Below are 6,121 nucleotides of genomic sequence, written 5' to 3'. Positions count from 1 at the left end.
TTTATTTTTTGGTGGTTTTTAGCAGCGTTTTCTTTTCTCTTTCTCCTTGCTTTCCAGCCGCTTTCCAAACCTTTTTAAGAACATCCGCTTCCTTTTCGAAGCGGCTGCAAAGGTGCGAATTTCTTTTCATTTCCACAAAAGATTCTGAATCTTTTTTTCTCCCCGCTTATCGCCCTTTTCTAAACCTTTAATGAACTATCCCGCTTCCTCGTTTCCTCGTTTGCGGGCTGCAAAGGTACACGCTTTTTCCTTCCCTCCAAATTATTCTTAACCTTTTCCCTTAACAATCCCTTAACATCCTATTTATCAATAACAAAAAGTTTAATTCATATCGCTAAATCTATTCCTTAGCCTTGTTAACCTTCTTTATCTAACGTGATCTTAAGTAGGAATACACAACACGTTTTACTATAAAACGATACTTATTTGTTCCCATATCACCTATACCATGCTCCAATCCTGCGAGATCGTCTTCAAAAAAACCTATGATATCAAGAATCAAAAACTTGCTCTTAGGGTTTTGGTGCACCATCTTTAATGATTTTAAAAAATCGGGCTTTAGGAATTCGTCATCTGCGAGGAACATATTTGCTGTTATTCCTTTACATTTCTCTCCTTCGCTATGCAAACCCCATCCCGTTTTTGAACAATCATAGATTGCTCTTGTATATACCAATTCATTTTTTTGTCCCGGCAAATCACAAAATTCTGTAAGTGGTTGAAATTCGAGTACCGGGGGCGGAAACAGTATTTCCTGTTTATGTTGGGCAAAAGTAGTTTTACAAGCCAGCAATAAAAGTAATATAGGTACTATCAGTTTTCTATTCATCAAGGTTCATTTAATCCATGCAAATTAAATAGAAGAACTCATTTGCGCACTTGCTAAATTCCGATACATATAAAACAGATAACAAACCATAAACGATCCCCTTTTATATATAATTGTCTTATTAAGACATATCAGATAAACCTAAGTGTGTTAATTTATCTGATCAAAGGAGTACCAACAAAATGCTTTTGGATATCAATTCCTGATTAGGAACCAGACTTACGAAGTTTTGAAAACTTCGTAAGTCTTACTACAGTTCGAGATTATTCAATAAATATCCAAACGTAAACTTTGGTTCATAACCAAAATATCGTTTAGCCTTATCGCTTACATAAACCCTGTCAATACTTTTCGGGAACTCCCAGCCTTTTGATTTGTATATGGCTTCGGCATGTGGGTAGTGCTTTTTTATCAACCCGGCAGGATCATGCTTTAGCTGCACAAGCTCATTTTTTTTAAAGGGCGAACTGCTGGTGATATTAAAGATCTCAAATTCTGAAAAAGTTTGCCCTAACGCTAAACGTAAACCTTCGGCACCATCACGTTCATCCAGGCCGCGGTACAGGCGATGGTTTAGTTTAAGATTATCTGTTTCGGGCAGGAAACGGCCAACCCGGTAAACTGATGTTTGCAAACCTTCGCGGTAGAAAAAATCTTTACAAAGCTGCTCGGCGGCTTGTTTGGTAATATCATAGATATCGCGTGGTTTAATGATCAGCTCTTCATCAACCCAAACAGCCTGGCTGGTATTAACCATTGCATCGCCATAAATAGATGTGGTACTGGTGTACAGCATTTTTTGTACACCATTGACAATACAGGCATTAAGCAAATTGAGCGTGCCGTAAATATTTACATCAATAAATGCTTCCCGGGGATAGTTAAGCTCATAATGTTTACCATGGATTGCCGCAGTATGAATAATTACATCAATGTGTTGAGTGACGGCTAAAACCGCATCCTTATTTAATATATCAATCAGCTCACCGGTAGTTTCGGCCGGGATTATATCAATACCGGTAACCTGATACCCACAAGCCCGAAGGTGATTAACTGTAACTGCCCCTAACCTGCCCGATGATCCTGTTACTAAAACGCGCATTTGTTTAATGACCAGGGGCTATAGCTAATATCCTATTCCACTCGGGATGACGTTTCAGGTATGATGCCACGTAAACACAAAGCGGTATCAACTTCAGGTTATTCTGTTCGATATAGTCGAATGCTTTTTCAACAATGGCCGATGCTACTCCTTTGCCTTCCAACTCAACCGGTACTTCGGTATGGATCAGGTAAATTTTATCATCCTTTTTTTTGTAGTCGATAAATGCCCGGTGACCTTCAACAGTCAGTTCAAAATTGTGAATGGCCTCATTATTTACAAGGGGGATTTCTTCGTATTTCATAGCAGTACATATTAAAGGGGTAAACAAATGTATAAAATGTTCGCCCCTTTTAACAGCAATTACTTCTTAATTCCCCAAACCGAAACGGAGCCCGCTTTAACTTTAAACTCGGCCCAGCCATCGGCAGTGATCACCACTTCTTCATCATCGTGCTTATTAAGGTAATCAACAAATACTTTGCCTGCATGCCCTGCTCCTATTTCCATCTCTTTATACCCGTCCTCACTGTTTGAAATTACCACGGCACAACCTGAATCTTCATAATCTGTATCGCCTTCGCGGGTCCATCCTATACAATTAGGATGATCAAAATAATCGCGTTGGGTGCCATATGCCATGTTTTTCCTAACATAAAGCAGTGCTTCCAATTCTGCAACTATGGGTAACTCAATTTCATGTTCTTTTCCATCACCACCCTTGTCAGTATATTTTGAGCCATACATATCCGCATAAAAAACACAAGGGTAACCAGCTTCGCGAAGCAGGATCAGCGCATAGGCCAGTGGTTTAAACCAGGCATCAACAGGTTGCTCTAACGATTGCAGCGGCTGGGTATCGTGGTTTTCAACCAGCGTAACAGCATGTTCGGGGTTAACACCAACCAGGGTATTATCAAAAATGGTAGTAAGATCATAATCTTTACCTGCTTTTGAAGCCTGGTGGATATTATCATGCAGCGGGGCATCAAAAAGTGACATGCGACCTTCGGTGGCCTCAATATATTTTAGCAGTTTAGGTAATTCAAAAGCCCAATACTCCCCAACGGTAAAAAACTCCTGCTTAAGCTCGTTGCGCATATAATCAAGCCATTCGTTATAAAAGCCATGATCCATATGTTTAACCGCATCAAGCCTGAAGCCGTTAAACTTTGCCGTTTCAAAATACCATTTGCCCCAGTTTTTCAGCTCCTCCCTAACACTTGGGTTACGGGTGTCAATGTCTGAAAGCATGAGGTAATCATAGTTGCCGTTTTCGTCGTCAAGCACATCTTCCCAGCCTTCGCCATACTGGTTTTGGATGCTGAATATGGCCGTTTCCTCTTTATAAGCATCGTAGTCAATCCCCGAAAAGCATTGCCAGTCCCATATAAATTTGGAGTATTTACCCTTACGACCGGGAAATGTGAATTTGGTGTATGCGCCTATTTCATATACTTCGCTTATAAACTCGTTCCGGTTTGCGGGGTCAACCTTACGGGCATTCACCTTTTCAATTTCGTCGGCGCCCCCCATATGGTTAAGCACCACATCAACATAAACCTTTAACCGGGCTTTCTGCGCTGCGGCTATGGCGTCGAGGTATTCCTGCTTGGTGCCATATTTTGTAGCGATGGTGCCTTTTTGATCAAATTCGCCCAGATCATAAATATCATAAACATCGTACCCGGCAGAGTAGCCTCCGCTTGCCGCTTTATAAGCTGGCGGAAGCCATACCGAATCGATCCCTTTTTTCTTCAGATTTTCTGCATCATTCTTTAACTGATTCCACAATCTGCCTCCGGCGGGGTAATACCATTCAAAAAACTGCAGCATTGTAAAATTTTCCATGCGTTTAATTAAGTAAGCTATTTATAAATGACTACTTAACTAAATATACGCAGAAAGGTTTGATCCGGGCTTAACCGCAACATTAAATCATTGTGAACCAAAAGCTTTACCCGGCATGGATCAAATGGATCTTTTCTTTGGCACTATCCAGTAATGATTCATTGCAACCGCTTTCATCAACAAGCTCGGCAATGCGGTAGCTGTAATACTCCCGTTTTAATACAGCCGGAGCTATCCCCAATGCATTGGCAAGCAGCATCAGTTTTTCGGGGCTAAAAGCTATCTCTCCGTGTTCTACCTGGTTTAACCCCTCTGCTTCTATGCCGAGTTTTTCGGCAAGTACCTGCTGTGTAATGTTAAGCGAATTTCTGTATTGGCTGATAAAAACGCCAAAATGGCCCGAAGACGGTATTGAGTTGGCGATATTAGCCGCAGGCTCAACTTCTTCTGCCTTATAATCGGTGTTAATATGCTGTACAAACAGATGCCGGGCACTCTTAAATAATAACGAAAAGCGGTAGGCCATCTGATCAAACAAGCTTTCATCAATGCTGTAATTAACATTCCCTTTAATCCCGTAAACCTTCAGGATGCCCAGGTTTTTAAGTTCGGCTACATGCTTGTTGATGGTTTCGATATTGAACGGGATCTCATAAAGCATTTCGCGCTTTACAACATTATTATGTTCGATAATGATCCTGATGATGGCAACCCTTACCGGGAGCGCCAGGGCTTTGGCAAAATTTGATAACTCTTTATCGCTATCGTCAAAATTAGTATATGAATAGGAAAGTGGCATAATGACAAATTATAGTAGCTTACCGCAGGTAAACAAATGGTAATGCGGCCCTGAAGCCGGACAAAATAAAACTACGATCAATTAAAATGAGATGGCCATGGATAAATTGCCGGTTGCCGGCAGTCACGGCCTTACAATCTGTCAAACAATAATTTGCCGGTTGAGCAGGTAAATTGGGTGGGATAAAGTTTTATTGAGGTTTAATAACCTGATATGGTGGTACGCAAGATCCTTTCTGATCCTGAAAAACAAAGGATAAAGCAGCAGCAGTAAAAACGAGAACCTTAACCGTAAACTGACAACAGGATGCGCCAGTTTTTTTTGCATGGCTGTCATCAGGGTTAAACTGCCATCGCGATATTGAATTATCCGCTTACTAAATGATTTTTGCAGCAGGAAGATGTTAACTTTTACAGGAGGGTGCTGCCTGTTAAAAACCATAAAACCAACAAAGGGCTTAGCCACAAACATGAGTGTTGCTAAGAATAAGACAAGCTTAAATTTATATTGCGGTTTCATTACCGTAAAGTTATATCTTCAATTTAACCTTAATGTTAAATTTTAAGTTACATTAAGGTTATCTGAAGATTATTTAAGCCGATAATCATTTTTGTCCGCAGATGATGAGTGCAGCATAATTAAGTACACTTCCTCCATCAGTATTTCGTGAGTGAAACAATGCCGAAACTTCTTCCTTTATTATATTTTTAGTTGGCTCATCGGTCTGGGCCATTGCGGCTACTATGGGTGCGCCCACCTCCATCATTATTTGCCAGTAGCGGTCAAAGCTATCATAGTCAACCTGCCCGGTTATTTCATTCCGGGTTATATTGGTAAAGCCTGCCTTCTCTAACAGCCCGGCAATAAAACCCGGCTTTGCACAACGGAACATACCCGGGGCACCGGGAGGCGGGGCGGGCAGTACCACATGCTTTTGAATAACACTCATAATGGTAGTAACCCAGTTATTTTGCTCGGGGCCGGCCCATACCGCGGTAGCAAAGCGGCCGCCTGGTTTTAATACCCTGTAAATTTCATTGGCAGCCAGCTGCATATCCGGGAAAAACATGAAACCCATACGGCAGCTTACACCATCAAATGTTTCAGTGCCAAAAGGCAGCTCACTTACATCGGCAATTTGAGTTTTATAATTTTTGATTCCTTTTGCTTTGGCATTAGCATTGGCTATTTCAAGCATACCATCGGCAAGGTCGGTACCGGTTACTGAACCATTAGGTGTTAAAGCTGCAATGGTTAATCCGGGTTCGCCGGTACCTGCCGCAATATCCAACACCTGATCGCCATCGTTTATTTTAAGGTTATCAATAATAGCATCGCCCATAGGCTTTAAAAACCGCATGTTGAAATCATCCCATTTTTTCCATCCGGGCGAAAATTTGTTCCATGATTGTTTTTGCTGATCGCGGATCTGTTCAAATTGATTTTCCATAAAGGGTTTTATTGGGTTTAGTGACAATACTTAGCAGTCAACACAAACTTAAGATAATTACTATCAATAAGTTACATTAAAACGCCTTTT

At 41.0% G+C, this 6,121-nt stretch carries 8 protein-coding genes; all 8 read right to left on the bottom strand.

Features of this window, described 5'->3' with window-relative positions; translation table 11 throughout:
* Position 1 precedes the first annotated feature (1 nt).
* A complete protein-coding gene (locus ACFFGT_RS28265) occupies positions 2-130 on the bottom strand; it encodes a hypothetical protein (protein WP_377025868.1) in 129 nt (42 codons plus the stop codon).
* 240 nt (positions 131-370) lie between these two features.
* Positions 371-829, bottom strand: coding sequence for a hypothetical protein (locus ACFFGT_RS28260; protein ID WP_377025867.1), 459 nt, complete (start codon positions 827-829; stop codon positions 371-373).
* 250 nt (positions 830-1,079) lie between these two features.
* Positions 1,080-1,931 carry an NAD-dependent epimerase/dehydratase family protein gene (locus tag ACFFGT_RS28255; protein ID WP_377025866.1) on the bottom strand — a complete coding sequence of 284 codons (852 nt, stop codon included), beginning with the start codon at positions 1,929-1,931 and terminating at the stop codon, positions 1,080-1,082.
* Between the two features lie 4 nt (positions 1,932-1,935).
* Entirely contained in the window at positions 1,936-2,235 is a 300-nt protein-coding gene (locus ACFFGT_RS28250; RefSeq protein WP_377025865.1) for a GNAT family N-acetyltransferase, read from the bottom strand.
* Positions 2,236-2,294: 59 nt separating this feature from the next.
* Positions 2,295-3,782: an alpha-amylase gene (locus ACFFGT_RS28245; protein WP_377025864.1), complete on the bottom strand. Its 1,488-nt coding sequence runs from the start codon at positions 3,780-3,782 to the stop codon at positions 2,295-2,297.
* Positions 3,783-3,888: 106 nt separating this feature from the next.
* Positions 3,889-4,581 carry a helix-turn-helix domain-containing protein gene (locus ACFFGT_RS28240; RefSeq protein ID WP_377025863.1) on the bottom strand — a complete coding sequence of 231 codons (693 nt, stop codon included), beginning with the start codon at positions 4,579-4,581 and terminating at the stop codon, positions 3,889-3,891.
* A gap of 141 nt (positions 4,582-4,722) precedes the next feature.
* Positions 4,723-5,100, bottom strand: coding sequence for a hypothetical protein (locus ACFFGT_RS28235; protein ID WP_377025862.1), 378 nt, complete (start codon positions 5,098-5,100; stop codon positions 4,723-4,725).
* A gap of 85 nt (positions 5,101-5,185) precedes the next feature.
* A complete protein-coding gene (locus ACFFGT_RS28230; RefSeq protein ID WP_377025861.1) occupies positions 5,186-6,031 on the bottom strand; it encodes a class I SAM-dependent methyltransferase in 846 nt (281 codons plus the stop codon).
* Positions 6,032-6,121 lie beyond the last annotated feature (90 nt).

The sequence above is a fragment of the Mucilaginibacter angelicae genome, assembly GCF_042434235.1.
In the GTDB taxonomy this organism is placed as follows: domain Bacteria; phylum Bacteroidota; class Bacteroidia; order Sphingobacteriales; family Sphingobacteriaceae; genus Mucilaginibacter; species Mucilaginibacter angelicae.
Note: the sequence above shows the minus strand (reverse complement) of the source record. Positions and strands in the feature narration are given on the sequence as shown.